Annotated in this window: 25 protein-coding genes and 1 tRNA gene; 10 read left to right on the forward strand and 16 right to left on the reverse strand. The window is 61.5% G+C overall.

Annotated elements, in window-relative coordinates; genetic code table 11:
• Positions 1–24 precede the first annotated feature (24 nt).
• From SP5_RS11965 to SP5_RS11985, 5 genes are all read right to left on the reverse strand, one after another.
• On the reverse strand, positions 25–666 hold the full coding sequence (locus tag SP5_RS11965; protein WP_042488876.1) for a phosphoribosylanthranilate isomerase: 642 nt from the start codon (positions 664–666) through the stop codon (positions 25–27).
• Between the two features lie 35 nt (positions 667–701).
• Positions 702–1,376 carry an orotidine-5'-phosphate decarboxylase gene (pyrF, locus tag SP5_RS11970; RefSeq protein WP_042488878.1) on the reverse strand — a complete coding sequence of 225 codons (675 nt, stop codon included), beginning with the start codon at positions 1,374–1,376 and terminating at the stop codon, positions 702–704.
• 7 nt (positions 1,377–1,383) lie between these two features.
• Positions 1,384–1,695 (reverse strand): lipopolysaccharide assembly protein LapA domain-containing protein, encoded by a 312-nt coding sequence (locus SP5_RS11975; RefSeq protein ID WP_042488881.1) that lies wholly within the window; start codon positions 1,693–1,695, stop codon positions 1,384–1,386.
• Between the two features lie 99 nt (positions 1,696–1,794).
• A complete protein-coding gene (locus tag SP5_RS11980) occupies positions 1,795–4,077 on the reverse strand; it encodes a patatin-like protein (protein WP_042488884.1) in 2,283 nt (760 codons plus the stop codon).
• A complete protein-coding gene (locus tag SP5_RS11985; protein ID WP_042488887.1) occupies positions 4,077–4,772 on the reverse strand; it encodes an endonuclease/exonuclease/phosphatase family protein in 696 nt (231 codons plus the stop codon). Before SP5_RS11985 ends, SP5_RS11980 begins: the two co-directional genes overlap by 1 nt.
• Before the next feature lie 277 nt (positions 4,773–5,049).
• Between SP5_RS11985 and SP5_RS11995 the strand changes: the two genes are divergently transcribed.
• The 9 genes from SP5_RS11995 (at position 5,050) to SP5_RS12020 (ending at position 9,111) form a co-directional block, all read left to right on the forward strand.
• Positions 5,050–5,550, forward strand: coding sequence for a hypothetical protein (locus SP5_RS11995; protein WP_042488890.1), 501 nt, complete (start codon positions 5,050–5,052; stop codon positions 5,548–5,550).
• Complete coding sequence (locus tag SP5_RS12000) at positions 5,547–6,839, forward strand: class I SAM-dependent methyltransferase (RefSeq protein WP_042488893.1); 1,293 nt, start codon at positions 5,547–5,549, stop codon at positions 6,837–6,839. The genes SP5_RS11995 and SP5_RS12000 overlap by 4 nt, the downstream gene beginning before the upstream one ends.
• The gene (locus tag SP5_RS12005; RefSeq protein ID WP_042488895.1) at positions 6,836–7,252 is read left to right on the forward strand and encodes a hypothetical protein; all 417 of its coding nucleotides are present in this window, start codon (positions 6,836–6,838) and stop codon (positions 7,250–7,252) included. The genes SP5_RS12000 and SP5_RS12005 overlap by 4 nt, the downstream gene beginning before the upstream one ends.
• 194 nt (positions 7,253–7,446) lie before the next feature.
• Positions 7,447–7,839, forward strand: coding sequence for a hypothetical protein (locus SP5_RS19160; RefSeq protein ID WP_167334707.1), 393 nt, complete (start codon positions 7,447–7,449; stop codon positions 7,837–7,839).
• The gene (locus tag SP5_RS19165) at positions 7,836–8,012 is read left to right on the forward strand and encodes a hypothetical protein (RefSeq protein ID WP_157013697.1); all 177 of its coding nucleotides are present in this window, start codon (positions 7,836–7,838) and stop codon (positions 8,010–8,012) included. The genes SP5_RS19160 and SP5_RS19165 overlap by 4 nt, the downstream gene beginning before the upstream one ends.
• On the forward strand, positions 8,009–8,251 hold the full coding sequence (locus SP5_RS12010) for a hypothetical protein (protein ID WP_042488897.1): 243 nt from the start codon (positions 8,009–8,011) through the stop codon (positions 8,249–8,251). The genes SP5_RS19165 and SP5_RS12010 overlap by 4 nt, the downstream gene beginning before the upstream one ends.
• A 239-nt stretch (positions 8,252–8,490) precedes the next feature.
• Positions 8,491–8,826 carry a hypothetical protein gene (locus SP5_RS12015; protein ID WP_157013698.1) on the forward strand — a complete coding sequence of 112 codons (336 nt, stop codon included), beginning with the start codon at positions 8,491–8,493 and terminating at the stop codon, positions 8,824–8,826.
• Positions 8,816–8,977 (forward strand): hypothetical protein, encoded by a 162-nt coding sequence (locus SP5_RS19170; protein ID WP_157013699.1) that lies wholly within the window; start codon positions 8,816–8,818, stop codon positions 8,975–8,977. Before SP5_RS12015 ends, SP5_RS19170 begins: the two co-directional genes overlap by 11 nt.
• A 60-nt stretch (positions 8,978–9,037) precedes the next feature.
• A tRNA-Gln gene (locus SP5_RS12020) sits at positions 9,038–9,111 on the forward strand.
• Positions 9,112–9,149: 38 nt separating this feature from the next.
• On the opposite strand, the gene SP5_RS19175 is transcribed toward SP5_RS12020, so the two are convergent.
• The 11 genes from SP5_RS19175 to SP5_RS12065 are packed head-to-tail and all read right to left on the reverse strand — an operon-like array spanning position 9,150 to position 14,740.
• On the reverse strand, positions 9,150–9,326 hold the full coding sequence (locus tag SP5_RS19175; protein WP_157013700.1) for a hypothetical protein: 177 nt from the start codon (positions 9,324–9,326) through the stop codon (positions 9,150–9,152).
• Positions 9,323–9,553 carry a hypothetical protein gene (locus SP5_RS12025; protein WP_042488901.1) on the reverse strand — a complete coding sequence of 77 codons (231 nt, stop codon included), beginning with the start codon at positions 9,551–9,553 and terminating at the stop codon, positions 9,323–9,325. The genes SP5_RS19175 and SP5_RS12025 overlap by 4 nt, the downstream gene beginning before the upstream one ends.
• A complete protein-coding gene (locus SP5_RS12030) occupies positions 9,550–10,101 on the reverse strand; it encodes a glycoside hydrolase family 108 protein (RefSeq protein ID WP_042488902.1) in 552 nt (183 codons plus the stop codon). The genes SP5_RS12025 and SP5_RS12030 overlap by 4 nt, the downstream gene beginning before the upstream one ends.
• Positions 10,098–10,418: a hypothetical protein gene (locus SP5_RS12035; protein WP_042488907.1), complete on the reverse strand. Its 321-nt coding sequence runs from the start codon at positions 10,416–10,418 to the stop codon at positions 10,098–10,100. The genes SP5_RS12030 and SP5_RS12035 overlap by 4 nt, the downstream gene beginning before the upstream one ends.
• Positions 10,415–10,696 carry a hypothetical protein gene (locus SP5_RS12040; protein ID WP_167334708.1) on the reverse strand — a complete coding sequence of 94 codons (282 nt, stop codon included), beginning with the start codon at positions 10,694–10,696 and terminating at the stop codon, positions 10,415–10,417. The genes SP5_RS12035 and SP5_RS12040 overlap by 4 nt, the downstream gene beginning before the upstream one ends.
• A gap of 35 nt (positions 10,697–10,731) precedes the next feature.
• Positions 10,732–11,229: a hypothetical protein gene (locus tag SP5_RS12045; RefSeq protein ID WP_042488912.1), complete on the reverse strand. Its 498-nt coding sequence runs from the start codon at positions 11,227–11,229 to the stop codon at positions 10,732–10,734.
• Positions 11,230–11,273: 44 nt separating this feature from the next.
• Positions 11,274–11,486 carry a hypothetical protein gene (locus tag SP5_RS12050; protein WP_042488914.1) on the reverse strand — a complete coding sequence of 71 codons (213 nt, stop codon included), beginning with the start codon at positions 11,484–11,486 and terminating at the stop codon, positions 11,274–11,276.
• A gap of 37 nt (positions 11,487–11,523) precedes the next feature.
• Positions 11,524–11,748 carry a hypothetical protein gene (locus SP5_RS19180; RefSeq protein WP_157013702.1) on the reverse strand — a complete coding sequence of 75 codons (225 nt, stop codon included), beginning with the start codon at positions 11,746–11,748 and terminating at the stop codon, positions 11,524–11,526.
• A gap of 12 nt (positions 11,749–11,760) precedes the next feature.
• Positions 11,761–13,929 (reverse strand): pectate lyase family protein, encoded by a 2,169-nt coding sequence (locus SP5_RS18540; RefSeq protein ID WP_052811524.1) that lies wholly within the window; start codon positions 13,927–13,929, stop codon positions 11,761–11,763.
• Positions 13,929–14,372, reverse strand: a complete 444-nt coding sequence (locus tag SP5_RS12060) for a hypothetical protein (RefSeq protein WP_042488917.1) — start codon at positions 14,370–14,372, stop codon at positions 13,929–13,931. Before SP5_RS12060 ends, SP5_RS18540 begins: the two co-directional genes overlap by 1 nt.
• Positions 14,369–14,740, reverse strand: coding sequence for a hypothetical protein (locus SP5_RS12065; protein WP_042488920.1), 372 nt, complete (start codon positions 14,738–14,740; stop codon positions 14,369–14,371). Before SP5_RS12065 ends, SP5_RS12060 begins: the two co-directional genes overlap by 4 nt.
• Before the next feature lie 139 nt (positions 14,741–14,879).
• Here SP5_RS12065 and SP5_RS19185 point away from each other — a divergent pair, with 139 nt between their 5' ends.
• Positions 14,880–15,182 carry a hypothetical protein gene (locus tag SP5_RS19185; protein WP_157013703.1) on the forward strand — a complete coding sequence of 101 codons (303 nt, stop codon included), beginning with the start codon at positions 14,880–14,882 and terminating at the stop codon, positions 15,180–15,182.
• Positions 15,183–15,312: the final 130 nt, after the last annotated feature.

Raw genomic sequence — 15,312 nt, forward strand, 5'->3', positions numbered from 1 at the left:
GAGCGAACCCTGCAAACGATCCTGTCACTGATTTGTCGCAACGGCTTTAAGGAAGCCTGCGATCTTGTCCATATCCTTGACACCGGGCGCACTCTCGACGCCAGAGGACACATCGACCAAGGGGGCGCCGGTGCGGCGGATTGCCTCGGCGACGTTCCCTGCATCCAGTCCGCCGGACAGAGCCCAGCGCAGTGGATGACGAACGCCGTCCAGCAGGCTCCAGTCGAAGCGCAGCCCCATGCCGCCGGGCAGCGATGCGTCGTCCGGGGTCTTGGCATCGTACAGGATCAGGCTGGCGGCACCCGCATAGTCGCGCGCTTTCTCAACATCGCCGCGCAGCTTGATCGCGACCGCCGCCCAGACTTCCCGGTCGAATTTCGATCGGATCGCGGCCACGCGCGCAGGTGCGGTGCGATGAAGCTGGATCGCGTCGAGCATTCCGGCACGGACTGCCGCCTCGAGCAACTGGTCATCGGGATCGACGAAGACGCCGACCCGCTGGACATGATCGGGCACCCGTCCCGCCAGTCCCGCCGCGACGTCGAAGGTCAGATGCCGGGGCGAGGCGGGAAAGAAGACGAAGCCGACATGGCTCGCCCCGCCGCCCAGCGCGGCGTCGAGCGTGGCGGGCGACGTCAGTCCGCAGATCTTGGCAGTGGTGGTCATGATCGTTTCCCGAATGGGAGGGCTCGAAAAACGTCTTATAGCGTGGCGGCGATCGCACGGGCAGCGGCGTCAGGATCCGTCGCCTGGGTGATCGGACGGCCGATGACCAGGATCGAGGCACCTGCATCGACCGCCGCGCGCGGGGTGACGACACGCTTCTGGTCGCCGATCACACCGTCGGCCGGACGCACGCCCGGCACGACGAAAAAGCCCTTGGGCCATGCCTTTTTGACCGCCGCGACCTCTTCGCCCGAACACACGATGCCGTCCACGCCCGCCTCCGCCGCCAGGTCGGCCAGACGGCGGACATGATCCGCCGGAGAACCGACGACGCCGGTTTCCGACAGGTCGCTCGCGTCCAGGCTGGTCAGCATGGTGACGGCGATGACCTTCGTGCCGGTCGGTGCTGCCGCCTTGGCATCCTCCAGCATGGCGCGGCCGCCGCTGGCATGGACGGTCAGGATGGCGGGGGCGAGCGGGCCGAGCGACTGGACGGCCTTGGCCACGGTGTTCGGGATGTCGTGCAGCTTGAGGTCCAGGAAGATGGGCAGGCCGATATGCGCCATCTCGCGCACCCCGGTCGCGCCGTGCGCGCAGAAGAATTCCAGTCCCAGCTTCAGCCCGCCGACATGATGGCGAACCTTCTGCGCCAGCGCCTGTGCGCGAGCGAGATCGGGGGTGTCGATGGCGACGTAGATGCGATTGCTCATGAAGGGATCAGACCGTCGGCTGGGTGTTGGAGGTAACAGTAGGGATCGGGGCGACGTAGACGCTGGTCTCGGCCGATACGGCGGCCAGCGAACGCTCGGCGGCGCTCAATCGCTGGCGCAGCCTCCAGCGCGCGGCATGCTGCCAGATCAGTGTCGGCACCAGCCCCAGCAGAAAGGTCAGGAACAGCAGCAGCGGCAGGTTCACGTCCGCGACCAGTCCGCCGACCAGCCGGATGGGCACGGTCGTCCAGTTCCCCAGCGTGAAGGCCGCGGCCAGAAAGGCCAGCAGGCACCAGAAGAGCATTTTCAGGAACTGCATGGGTTTCTCCGCATCACCGGGTTCGCCGCCGACCTGACGAGACGGCGAAACCTCGCTTGGCGATGCGGTCTAGCCGCGTTGACCCTGCATGACCAGCCTTCAGCCGATCTCCCGGCGAAGCGAGGCGATCAGGGGCGCGATGGAGGTCAGCCGCTCCTCTTCCTCGTCGAGTATGGCGAGGAAAGCCCGCCGCTTGAAGGCTGCCACCGCGCCGGGTTTCAGCCGGATCGTCGAGGGCAGAGTGGAGACGGCAATGTCGATCATCCGTTCCGCGCCGTGCAGCCGCCCCCAAAGATAGTCGTTCTCCCGGTAGCTGCGGCTGAAAAACGCGCCGAAGGTCAGGAACTGGATACCCTTCAATGTCGCTTCCGCTCCCCCGGCCCGGATGGCGGTAGCATCGTCGGGTGAGATGCGGTCGACCTTGATCGGGTCGAACTCGTCCAGCCCCTCGCCCTGGAGCAGCGGCAGTGTCGCCACGTCGAAATAGGGAAAGCCCAGATAGGTCAGCAGCAAGGTGCGCCGCGCCGTACGAGGCAGTCCCGAAAAGGCAGCGGCCAGCCGGGCGTCGGTTTCGCCGTCCAGTCGGATCAGATCGAGCCTGGCCTCCAGTCGATCGAGCATCGGGCCGCCATCGTCGCGAACGGCGCGGATATCATCCGCCCAGTCCGCGAGACCAATGCCGCTCTGACGTTCCAGAAACTCCGCCAGCGATTCGTAGATGGCGTCGCGGACGGATGCGAGTTCCGCCTCGCTATGATCCGCTTCCAGTTCGGTCAGCCGCCGGGCGAGCAACCGAAGGCGACGGATACGATAACCGAGGTCGAAGGCGCGGAGGAACGTCCGCGCGCCGTTGCTCGATCCGCCTGTGAAGTTGATCGCCTCGCCACCGACATGGCGGGCCGCCACGGTTCGCTCGATCATCGCGCGAAGGCGGTGGCGGTTCGGCTGGCCATCGTCGCCCATGGCTTCCGTCAGGATCGCCGCCATAGCATCGATGACGTTGGCGAGCTTCAGATGGCCATAGGCGGCATAGCTGAACCCCGCCTTCGCGGCAGCCGCTGCCTGGGCGCGTACCCGCCAGGACGCCAGTCGCGCGGCAGTCGGACGGTCGAGGAAGAAGGTGCCGCCGAACAGCTGCTCGATCTCCTGCTCGACCTCCTCGCGAATGGCGGCCAGGATGGCCTGCATACGGTCGATCCGGCCGGAGCGGGCGGCGATTGCCTCCAGATTGTCGCGGATCGGCTGCTGCCGGGGCAGTTCGCTGATCGCACCGATGATCGTCTGGAAAAACCCTGGATGGCCGCCGCCGCCGGGCAGGCGGAAATGCATTCCGGGAAACGGGTCGATATAGACGAAGCGACGGTCGACCTGTCGCCGGGCGGGTCGGCGGCCAAGGGCATCGATAGCGGGGCGGAAGGGGGCGTTGACCAGCACTGATCCGTCGATCAGCACCGCCTTGTCCGCCGCTCCCGCCGCATGATGGCGCGGCAGCACGCGGCGTAGAAATTCATCGCGTTCGGGCCATTCCTGCTCGCGCGCCGCGAGAACCCGGTCCAACTCGGCCACCGTGAAGGGGGGAAAGGCACCGGGGAAACTGGATGTAGCCCTGGCTGCGAAGACCAGCTCCGGGATCGCAGCCAGCTTGCCGCCGCCGGTGTCGGTAAAGTCGACAACCATGCGGTGCTCGGTCTCGACCACCTCGCCCGGCGAATGAAGCCGCAACCGCTGTGGCTGGCCGGTAAAGTCCGTGACGGTGACGAAAAGGTCGAGCGGCTGGCCCGGCGGTATCAGTCGTTTGCCCACCGGACCGTTGGCCATACGGTCGAATGCCTCGAGGAGCCGTCCGGTAAAGGCATCGGCGGCGAAGGGCGGCTCGAACCAGCGCGAGCGGATCAGATGGCCGAGCTTGGAGCGCACCTCCTCGCGCGTGTCCTCGTCCAGTGCGGCGATCTTCTCGCCACTGCGCCCCGCCGCCATCCAGGCGATGGGCAGTGCCCACATTTTGGAAAAGCGCGAGGTCGGCGCCGCTTCCGGGGCGATCAGCGACTCGATATCGGCCGCCTCCAGCCAAAGGTCGGTCAGCGGGTCGAGGGACTGGCCGGTCGATATGGCATGGCCCAGGAATATGCCGTTGATTCCACCCGCGCTGGCGCCTGCGATGATGTCGGCCAGGATGCGGACGCGTACGCCGCCACGCTCCGCCATCTCGTCGAGCAGGTCGTGATAGACCGCATCGACCGCCGACGCCGGTGGATCGCCCTCATGCGAGGCGCGGCTGGCACGCACGACCCGCCAGATTTCCTTGGTGATGCCGTGCATGTAGACGGCCAGGCTGATCCCGCCATAGCAGACCAGCGCCAGCCGCAGCTCCTTTTCGCGCATCAGCGGGGACCGATCATGGCCCAGATGGGCAGATGGTCGGAGGCGCGTCGCGACATTGGGGTCGCATGGACTCCACATGCGCCGATCCTCAGCTCGGGCGACACCATGATCCGGTCGAGACGCCCGATCGGCCGCCTTGCATGAAAGCTCGGCCCCGTCTCCGCGATGGCGAAATCGCGGGTGAAGTCCTTCAGGCACCCCGCCGCGCGGGTCCATTCGTTCAGGTCGCCCATCATGACGGTCGGATGCCGATGCACGCAACTCGTCAGATGCGCCAGGATCGCCGCCGCCTGCCGACGCCGCCAGAGACCCGACAGGTCGAGGTGCATGCCCACCACCCGGATCACCCCGGCCCTGGTCTGCACATCAGCCATGACCGCGCCGCGCGGTTCGAGCGAGGGCAGGTGGATCGCCTCGAAATCCAGGACCTGCGTGTTCTTGCGCACTAGAATGGTATTGCCATGCCAACCCATCGAGCGGGCTTTCATGCCATAGACGATGGGCTTCCAGTCACTATGCTCGTCGAGCAGATGAAGCGGGATCACCCCTTCGCGTTCGCCGAAGCGGCGATCCGCCTCCTGCAGGGCGATCACATCGGCATCGACTTCACGCAGGACGTCCAGGATGCGATCGGGATTGCGCCGCCGGTCGGCGCCGATCCCTTTCCGGATATTGTAGCTGGCGACCTTGATCATTCCGCCACTGTAACGCAGCGACGGGATTTTGGTGCCAACTCCTGATACATGGAAAATGGTGCCGGATGAGGGGATCGAACCCCCGACCTTCGGTTTACAAAACCGAGCGAACGGTTCCGATCAGGAGTGAAGCAGGCCGATAAGCCTAGCCAAACCTCCGATCTGTTCCGGTTTAGTGCCGCCATTTCGTCGTCCGAAGGTGCTCCCTGCACCTAGGAGCAAAGGTTGCCCGCCCCGCGCCAACGGGACGGGCTGCCACGACGCGAGGAGGCGCGAAGTGACGAACTATTGTAACACATTATCGGTCGAGCCGCACAAGCTGGTCGGCGACAAATACAGCCCCAATCTCCGGCACTGGCTGAACCGCAACCGGCGTACCTATCGATCCTATCCGCTCGTCTATCAGTGGGAGGACGGTGGCCGGTATATCGGCTGGCTGGATGACGATGATGTCGGCTACTTCACAGGCACCAGGTTGATGGGCGCTCTGTCCGGTGGTGGCATGGGCAAGATATTCGCGCATGTCCCGTCATGGGCTGCGCAGCTGACCGAGGTTGAAGGTTTCTGGCAGCGATATGTCGACCAAGGTCGGTGCGCGATCGATCCCGAGCATAAGACCAGCTTCATTGGTGATGATACGCGCTGGCAGGTCGAAGGCGACACCCGCAATTGCCTGTGGTGCGGCAACTGCACTCAGGCGCTCCATCGCTGGACCGAGCAGGTCGAGCGCTCTGCATGGAAAGACGCCGCCCGCCTCAACAAGGGGCAAGCAGCATGAGCGCGAGCGTTCCGGCAAATCAGCGCACCGTGGGTGACCTGATCGAGGAATACGAGGTCAAAGCCGCCGGTGTCGAAGACGCCATCAAGGCGTTCGAGGCGGCACATGACGCGCTCCAAATGGCTGGCACCGTTCAGGGGTGCTATGTCGAGCCGATCGGCAGCAAGTCGTATCTGCACGCCAGCAGCATTCGCAAGAACCTGCTCTCGTCAGCCTGGAAGGCAATCTACAATAGGCTCGATATCGGCCGTGTCGCCAGTGCCAAGGACAAGCAGCTATTCGAGCGGACAATCGCCGATCCGCCGCCTCTGACCATGGACACGGCTAAGGCGACTTTTGGGGACTATCTGATCCGACCACGCTATCACATCCTCCGGGGTCTGGCCGAAGCGTTCGCGGATCTTGATCCTGCATACAAGTCGCACGCGAAGGTTCGGGTTGGTGTAAGGGGCCTTCCCAAGCGGATAATTTTGTCGGGCTGGGGTGACTATAGCTCTGGCTACGGCGTCGATCGCTTTGAGAATGTGGTCAACGCGCTGGCCACTTATCAGGGCCTGCCGCATATCACTTGGGGTGAAATTCGCGACGTGGCACGTACTGGCGACACGGCCATGCCCGATCGCGGGTTGACGGTCCGCCGCTTTCAGAACGGCAACTGTCATGTAATCTTTGACAGTTGGGCGCTGGTCGATATCAATCGTGCTCTTGGCGAGTTCTACGGCGAGGTACTGCCCGACGCTGAGGAAGAAGGCGTCAAGCCGTCTGCCAGCACCGCAGTAGCCAAAGATCTCCAGTTTTACTGGACGCCAGAAGAGGTGGTCGAGGAGGCGCTTGAGTACGCCAGTGTTTGGAATAGCAACAGCTACTCCGGCCAGCGTCCGCCACTCCGCGTGCTTGAGCCATCTTGCGGTGATGGGCGCATTCTGGATGGCATTCGCAGTCGTGGCTATCAGGCGCTCGGCATCGAATATCATCCCGGTCGGGCCTCACAGGCACGCGCGAAGGGGCACAGCGTCGTCACGGCCAATTTTCTTGAGCAGACACCGACGCCCGAGTTCGACCGAGTGGTCATGAACCCACCATTCTACGGCCGCCATTACGCGCACCATGTAAGGCATGCTTACAGGTTCCTGAAGCCAGGCGGCACGCTGGTATCGATCCTGCCCGCGACGGCGCACTACGATCACGGCGAACTCGAGGGGGAATGGCGGGATCTGCCGGTTGGCAGTTTCTCTGCAGCCGGAACCAACGTGCCGACTGGGCTCCTACGCATGAGGAAGGCAGCATGACCGACCTGACCGAGCGGCTGCGGAAGCGTATCGCGGAGGCGTCAAAGCTTCCTTGGCATCTGATGAATAAGGGCTTCGGGCGCGATAATTCTCCGACGATCTATGGGGCGGATGAAGACCTGCGCTTTATAGCGCGCTTCCGAGACGGCCCTTGCTTTCACACCGCTACCCCTGATCTAGCCAACGCCAAGCTGGCGGTGGATGCCGTCAACACCCTCCCCGACCTTCTCGCCACCCTCGAAACCCTCACGCAGGAAAACGCGCGGCTGAGGGAGGCGTTGGGTCGGGTAGTTTCTGTAGATCAGGAACGCCACTGGACCGCGACAAAGGAAAATCCCGAAACCCATTGGGAGATAATGGACGGTCAGTGCGCCCGTATCGCCCGCAAAGCCCTCGGAGGCGGCGATGAGTAACCGAGACGAAGGGCGCGAGCATTACGCGAACAGCGACGATAGCACTCGGTTATGGTTCGAGCGGCAATGGGCGATCTGGCCTGAGCGCGCGGACGAACGGTTCACGACCAACATGTCCTTTCACTACGGCGGGGTATGCGCCTTTCGCGAGGCTAATGGCTGCGACCCTGTGATGAGTAAGGACTTTGCCAGCCATGTTGCATGGCATGACCGGCACTCGGGAGGTGGCGATGCCAATTAGGCCTGAAAACCGGGCGCGTTATCCCAAGACGTGGAAGGCGATGGTCGCGTCGGCACGCGAGCGCAGCGGTGATCGTTGTGAATGCGATGGGCGTTGTGGCTTAGACCACGAGGGCGGGAGATGCGGCGCCGTCAATCATCAGCCGCATCCTGTAACGGGGTCCAAGGTCGTCCTGACCCTAGCTCACGAACATGGCGTGCCGCTGGAAGAAACCAGCATCGAACGCATGTTTCACGCCTGCCAGCAATGCCATAACCGCTACGACGCGCCAATGCGCCGGGCAGGCATCCAGCAACGCGCGAAAGCCGCGATGGCTATAGCCGATATGTTCGGAGATCGTCCATGACCAACACCGACGCGAAGATCATGCGGGAGGCGGGGAGCGAGCCTGATGCATACGGCCGCACTGGCGAAAAGGAACATTGCTGGGTCTGCGATGGAAAAGGCGTCGACTTTGGTACGACGTGCCTGACTTGCGGCGGCTTTGGCTGGTTTCGACAACAGGAGATACGCCCATGACCGACCCCACCGAAATCGCGCGCGTCGCGGCTGGGCTGACGAGGGCGCAGAGGGAGGCCATTGAGGGGGCGTCAGACATGATGTCGAACCATGGCGGCTATGCATTCATGACGGTCGACGTGACTGGCGATCCATGGCCAGAAGGTGTGGCGCAGTTCCTGACACTGAAGTCGGATCGTCTCACACCCCTCGGCCTCGCCGTCCGCGACCACATCCTGCGGGAGAAGAGCGGTGGGTAGCATCACGGTGAACGGGGTCCGCATGGATCATGTGCGTCGCTGTCACTGTGGTCGGAAGCCGACGATCAGGACTGGCTATGAGGGGTATGACGACGGCACCGGACCATTCATCATCCTGTGCGATCACGGCACCCCGTTAGCCGATCAGCCGAAAGACTGCCTGCACCTTACCCTCTCCAGAAGCTGGACCAAGACGCGCGCCACAACCAACTGGAACCGGCTGATTAGGGAGCATGGCCATGACTGACGTGAAGGTCGAGCAGTGCGACCGAGTGTTGGGGCTGCATTTCATCCCGCGCAACTCAGTCGCGGGCCAAGATAGCGAAGGCGTCCTAGCAGGAAAGTATGATGACGCCGAAGCTATTGTTCTAGTCGCCCGCCACCGCCAAGCAGCCGAGAAGGCGACGCGGGAGCGGGATGCGGGGATTGCGGAGGCACACCGGCAAGCGCGGTTGGAAGCTGCCAAGAACGCCCTTAGCCGGAAGGTGAAAGCCGAAGCACGGGATCATGAAAGCATGGCGATCGAAGCCCTCCATATCGCCACCGCCATCAGGAGCCAGAACGATGACCGATAACCCGCTGGTCGAGGCTGTGGCGGTCGCTATCAGCGGTCAAGACGCAGCCAGTTGGCAAGCATTGCCAGAGGATGATCGCCAGCGTCTATATGGCGGCGGCAAATGGCATGATAGCGGCTATACTCGCGACGATTATCGCCACGCCGCCTGAATATAATGCACTTATTGCCACCGCAGCATGCTATGCTCATCGCCGCACAGCTAAGCGCAATGCCCCTTCGTTTAATGGTAGGACAACGGACTTTGAATCCGTGAATGCTGGTTCGATCCCAGCAGGGGCATCCAAACAGTTGAGGGTGACACCGTAGCGCCACCCTCAACCGTCACTCCACCCGCAAATTCAAGCGCCGCTCCACCTCATCCTGCGCCGCCTGACGCAAAACATCGACGGCCACCTGCTTCGTCAACGGGTTCTTATTCGAGACGACCGCCTTCGCGATGGCTGGCAGGACGATGCGCTTCAGCGCGAAGTTCGCTATTGCGCCGATCGGGAGTTTCATGCGGTGGGTTCCTTTGTGCTGGACGGGTCAGAGGCAGTGCCAGCCGGTTCGGGCTGGCGGTTCGTAGGGATACGCAGGATGCCGATTAGGCCGCCCGTGATGGTGCCCAGACCGAAGGCCTCGCCAACCGAGACGCCGCGCCCGGCCGCGATCAATGCCGATATGAAGACGACGACCAGCGCCCCGAGCGTCGCGAGGTAGGCGACGAGCTGTTCACGGGGGGTCATGCCGCCAAGCCCACCCGGTTGGCGAGCCACCCGAACACGAAGTCCTCATTTGCACTGCGCTGCCGGGCCAGCTCCAGATAGCGCGCGCCTTGTGACGAGTTCAGCCCCTTCAGCAGCACGTCTTCCGCAGCCTGCCGACCGCGCACAGCGATCAGCCGACCGAGCGCACCGACAGTGGCGGGGCCGATGGCTCCATCTTCCACCACGTCAGCATAGTCGCGTCCCTGTCGGTTGAGCGCGTTGAGCCATTGCTGGAGCCAGCGCCGGGGCCATGTATCGCCCATGTTCACGCCGGTATCAAACAGCTCTTCCGCGACGCGGGGGCTGATCTCCGCAACCTTGGCGAACCCAGGCTTCACGAAATACTGCTCGCGATAAATGCGTACGGCTTCCGAGCGCGGCATAGCCTTCATCGAGCCGTTGTAGCCGTTGGCGCGTGCTACCGCTGCCGTGATGCCCCACATCGTCTCGCCGCCAGCATCGGACGGGTGATTGCTGTAGCCGCCTTCCTTGCCGATCGTCGCGTCAATGATCTGGTCTACGGTCATATCTTGCCCCTGCTCTGAAGGTGTGCCGATGCATCAGCGACCGCCTGCGCATTGCGCTGATCATGCCGCAGCTTGCGCCAGCCAAAGCCGACCCAGGCCATGAGCGCGCCATAAGTCAGGAGTGTCGTAGCCCACCCCTCGAAAGGGCTACCATGGCTCTGCCAGATGACGGGGATCGTCAGAAAGCTGCCTGCCCCCGCAAAGCCCAAGCCGCTCCGCTCAAGTGCATTGAGCAGGTGACGAAGCCGCGTGATCAGGATGACGACGACGACTGTCAGCAAGAGACGACCGAGCGAATTTACGAGGTCCCAGATCATGCGGCTTCCTCCGCGCCAAACACCTTCTCGAGGCGCTTTTTGATCCCGCGAATAATCACCGGGACGAAGGCGTTTGCACCCGTCGCTCCGATATATGTGAAGAAGCAAATAGCCCTGAGATTATCGATCTTGATGCCCGCCAGATCGCCCACGAGGTAGGGTACGCCAAAAGCGGCAAAGCTCGACCCGACGACCAGCGTCATAATAATTTCGGACCACCGCATGGTGCGCCAGGGCATGAACGACAGCGCCGTAACAGCGCCGGAAAGCGCCGCCATGGCAATGTACATCGCACGGTGGTCATTCTGGTCAATCACGAAGACGCCTCAGCATTCCCGCGACAAAGCCGTTGGGTGCTGCGGCCCATACGACGAAGGCGGCCCCACAGACCCAACAAGCGATCACCACAGCCATTTCCTCCAAGCGTCGATAGTGCGAGCAGTGCCAGCAGCTGTATGACGAGGGAGGCGTCCAGCATCGGCTTGTAATCCAGATATTCGAGGCCGTTAGCCCACGCGACCGACAGCATCGTCAGCTGCGCGAACCACAGGCCCCAGATGAGAGGCGACCACCACATAAGGCGGCAGCGGATGCCGACCGCGATCATGCAGAGCAGGTCAGCCAGCGCCCACATGTCCTCATGGCGGACCGGGATATCCCAGCCCCTCGCCTCGCCTGAGCCATAGACGAGGTAGGCCGGGGATAGCGGCGCGTAGATCCAGAAGCTGGCGAAAAGCAGCCAGTTGATGCCGACCGCCAAGCTCGCGAACCGCAGCTCTTCGCGCTCTTCACGCGCCAGGCAAGCGGCCATGGTGACCGCTGCACAGGATGCACCAAAGAGCGCGAGAGATAGCATTACGGCAGCTTCGGCTTCGGGCCGGGCTGGGTAGGATTCGTCGTCCCACCGCCACCACTGAGCGGCTGCACGATCGCGTCGTCATCGCCCGCGTCCAGCACGCCGTCACGGCATTCATCCCGGAATCGCTCACGCAGTCGCTCGCGCTTCGCTTCGTCCGTCTCGGTGGCGATTTGCTCCGCCAGATGCTGGCAGTGCTGCGGATGGTCCATTTTCATTCTCCTAGCTGGGTAGCGCCCAGCCGTCGCATCAGGAAGCCGAAATATTCAAGGTAACGGTTTGACCAATTCTGAACATTGAGGATAACTCGTTGTCAGAAATGATTGGCCCCAGCATAATGTAGCCGCTTCGGCTCATAGGCTCTTGTCCAACGTTCAGATAAACGACAATACCGTGAACTTGTTGAGGAACCCCCTCTGTAAATTCAGTTTCTATGACTGGATCAATCCGGCCGACAGTTGCGACTATATTCATTGCTTGCTCCTATCAAACGATTTTGACCCGCCAACGTACGCGTGCCCCGGCAGGGGCAGCCGTACCAAAGCGAATATTCGCGCTGGTTGGCGTTGGGTTGTCCATGCCAACGGACGTCGCCCAATTTGGCGCTAAGAGGTCAGTTACGACTTCGTAACCGTACTGAGCCGAAACAGCATAGGAGATCGACACTTCCGTAGCTCCAGATGCCACGGTGGCAACACCTTCTGCGAACCACGTCACACCATCCATGCTGTCGAGGTAGATATAGCGGTGCCTGCCGAAAAAGCCGAGCGTATCGAATACCGGCGTATTGTGTCGGCGGTTCCTATTTCCAGCATTTAGCGTGATGTTCTCAACCACTGAAGCCATATCAACAAATTCGCAGCCGTCTAAGGCTATGAATTGCTTTGTCGAATCGCGTCCCCACATGGAAATAGCGCCGCGCATGAAGGTGGTATTGCTAACCTTGAGAGAGCACCCCTCGTTCGCGCCCTCTCCGAGCTTGCGCTTCATGTCGATCGGATAGGTCACATCCTCAAAGAAGCATTCATCAATCGAAAAACCTGCTATCGTACCGTGAATGCCGCCGTCATTCGGACTTTCAAGCTGGATGCCACTGGTGTCGATTGGACCACCTGGCACGGGGTTGTCTGCCGATTTCCAGCCCAGAAAGTGCGTTCGCCCGAAAATGTGGAAATTCCAGAATGGCGCGGACCGATTGGCTTCGCGGTAAATATGGATGCAGGCTGGTATCGCACCGCTTACCGGCTGCTTTCCAATGTAAAACTGGCACGCGTTGATAAAAAAGTGATCTTCGTTCTCATCGGCTTCCCAATGCAGGATGATGTCCAGCGCAAAGTTGTTAACGTTCACGAAGACGTGATCGAACGATGTCCACTGAACCCAGTTCGTTCGGATCCCGTCAATAACGGCGCCGGGACCGGCGCTGAATGGACCGACGTCGAGTTCTGACAGTACAGCATTGTCGCAATGTTCGAGATACAGACAGGATTGAGAATAAAGCCCGTCCGGTTTAATGCCAATGCCATGCAGGCGCGGGAATAGCACTTTCCCATCTGCCGTCCTAATAGGTCGCCCATCGGCTTCATGCCCGACAATCGTTGCAGTGCCGAGAACGATTTTCGCGCCTTGCCGACCTGACAACATTGAGGCAGATTTTCCCTCGCCGATGATCGTGGCAAAGTGACTTGTCACGCGCAAATCCTGGGAAAACACAAAGGAACCACGTGGGACATTTAGCGTCCGGCCTTCGCGCTCGTTCAGCCATGCGAACGCGGCCAGCATTGCCGCCGTGCTATCCGAACCATCACCTTTCGCACCGAAATGCGTTACATCGGTGACGCGCTCATCTTTCTCAAACCAGGCACCGTTGCGGGACTGCCGACGCCAACGCGTGGCAACGAAAGGGCCGGGGCCGGTCAGCCGATTGTAACGACCGCCGCCGATACCCTTCGTATCGTAACCACCGGTCTCGATAGCGTCATAGGCTTGCCCGACGATCGTCCGAGATAGCCTGTCGAAAGTAGGCACGTAGAGCGACGTATCCTGAACGGCAGCTGCTTGGCTGGCGGGAATATTGTTCAGCGCGACCACATCGACATCGTTGACGTCTGCGCTGAAATCGCCCTGCACCAAGGTATAGGTGCTGGGATTTGTTGTGTCTGCGCGGATGAAACTTGCGTTCGTTGGGTCAGCAGCCTTGAATGCGGGAAGCGATGGGTACGTGCTGTTGGCGGGGCCGGTGGGGCCTTCAAAGCTATTCGGCACCGCCATCGTCGGGTTGCCACCGCTATCGAAGCCGAGCAGCTTATTCTGCCGCTGATCAGCCGGGGGGAGCGTCCCGCCGTCCTCGTTCACCGGAACGATTAGCGCGCGCTGTTTCAGCTGAAGCGTGTCCACCATCGTGATATTCGTACGGCTGATCTCGACCGCGCCCGTCATCACGCGGATGTTGTATTTGCCGTCACCGATGTAGAACGCAAAATAGCCCAGCTGATCGGTGAGGATCGGTTGCGAAAGCGGCGTCGTGCCTGCCTCATCCGCAAAGATCGTCGCCAGCGCGGGCGTGTCCGTATCTGCCGTGTAAACGGTGACCTGAGCGCCATAGATGGGCTTGCCGTCGACCTGGCTGGAGACGGTGTTGTCGTACTTCAGCATCAGGCGCCGCTTTCACGATAGATGTTGATGGGCACCGTGACCGACTGGCTAAGGCCGTTGCTATCGGTGACGGTGCAGGTGGCCGATCCGTCAATTTCACCAGCGATCGCCGGAGGGTTCCCGCCGAATGAGGTAGCGGCAGACGTAGGGCTGTTGACGAAGATGCCGCTGCTCGGCATCCACGAATAGGTATAGGGGGCCGTGCCGCCCTCCACCGCGACCTGCACCGTGTTGGTGTAGATCGGTCCGGTTCGGTTCATGCCGAAGCCGCTGGCGCTATCGGGGGACGCGGACAGACGAAGGCCGCGCCGGTAGAACTGCGACAGGCCATTGACTGTGCGGATCATCATGCGGTCGACCGACATCAGCGCGCCATCCGACTTGCGGGCGCGCACTTCCGTTGCGGTGCGCAGTGTCGCGGTATCGCGCAGCCGCAGCGTCACGAGAGGATAATCCAGATATCGCCTGGCTGGCTGGTCGGGTCAGCAGCCCCCGCCGCAGTCACGAAGATGCGCCCCGAAGTGAAAGCGGCAGTCGTGTGGTAGACATGCGGACCAGCCCCCTGGCGTACCAAATTGCCAGTCATTTGGTCAGCGCCTTCGGTGCCAACGGCCTTTAGCGCAGTACGCGCGTCAGCGATCGTGTTAGATGCGAAGAACGTGCCAAGCGTGCGACTGAACGCAGCGCGAAGCTGCGCCATGATCTCGCGGCCCATGTTGTTGAGGTTGCCCGGCGGGCAGTTCTCACCAATGAACACGGACCCTACGGTCGTGTTCTGGCTCGCATCTGTGTTCCAATCGCTGAAGGCCAACGCGTATCTCCGTTTCGTCTGGGGAAACGGCTGCGCGAGCGCTGGGCCTGTGTCGGTTTACTTACAGGATGTTGGGGCGGGGCGCAAGGATTAGTGGGTTTCCCGTAGGGCTGGAATGGGGTAGGATGAGGGTATGACAATGATGCGCGACGCAATGCTGATAGCTCTGCTCGGCTTCTCTATAGGTGGCTGCGCTGATCGGTCAGCCACTGACGAACAAAATGCTTTTGAAACATATGTCGCGAAGCATCAGATTGGACAATCTGTCGACCAATGGATTGAAACAAAAAGCGTTGTGACGGGGCAGTGGGATAGGACTGCTTTGGTGTTCGGCTACATCAACGATGATCTATCCGAATGCCAAAAAGCCTTATCTGGCTTTAAGCAAGCGAACCCAGCACGCGAGTATAGGTGCGCCCCAGCGCAAATTTTGCCGAAATGACATGGATAAACGCAATCCAGATCATGGGCAGCGTCATGATTGGCAATTTTCTGCTGTTTTCGCTGGATCGGTATAGTGCATGGAAAAAGTCACGGCATATCGTGACGGCAAGTCGGGATTGGCGTGGACG

Source organism: Sphingomonas parapaucimobilis NBRC 15100 (assembly GCF_000787715.1).
GTDB lineage: Bacteria > Pseudomonadota > Alphaproteobacteria > Sphingomonadales > Sphingomonadaceae > Sphingomonas > Sphingomonas parapaucimobilis.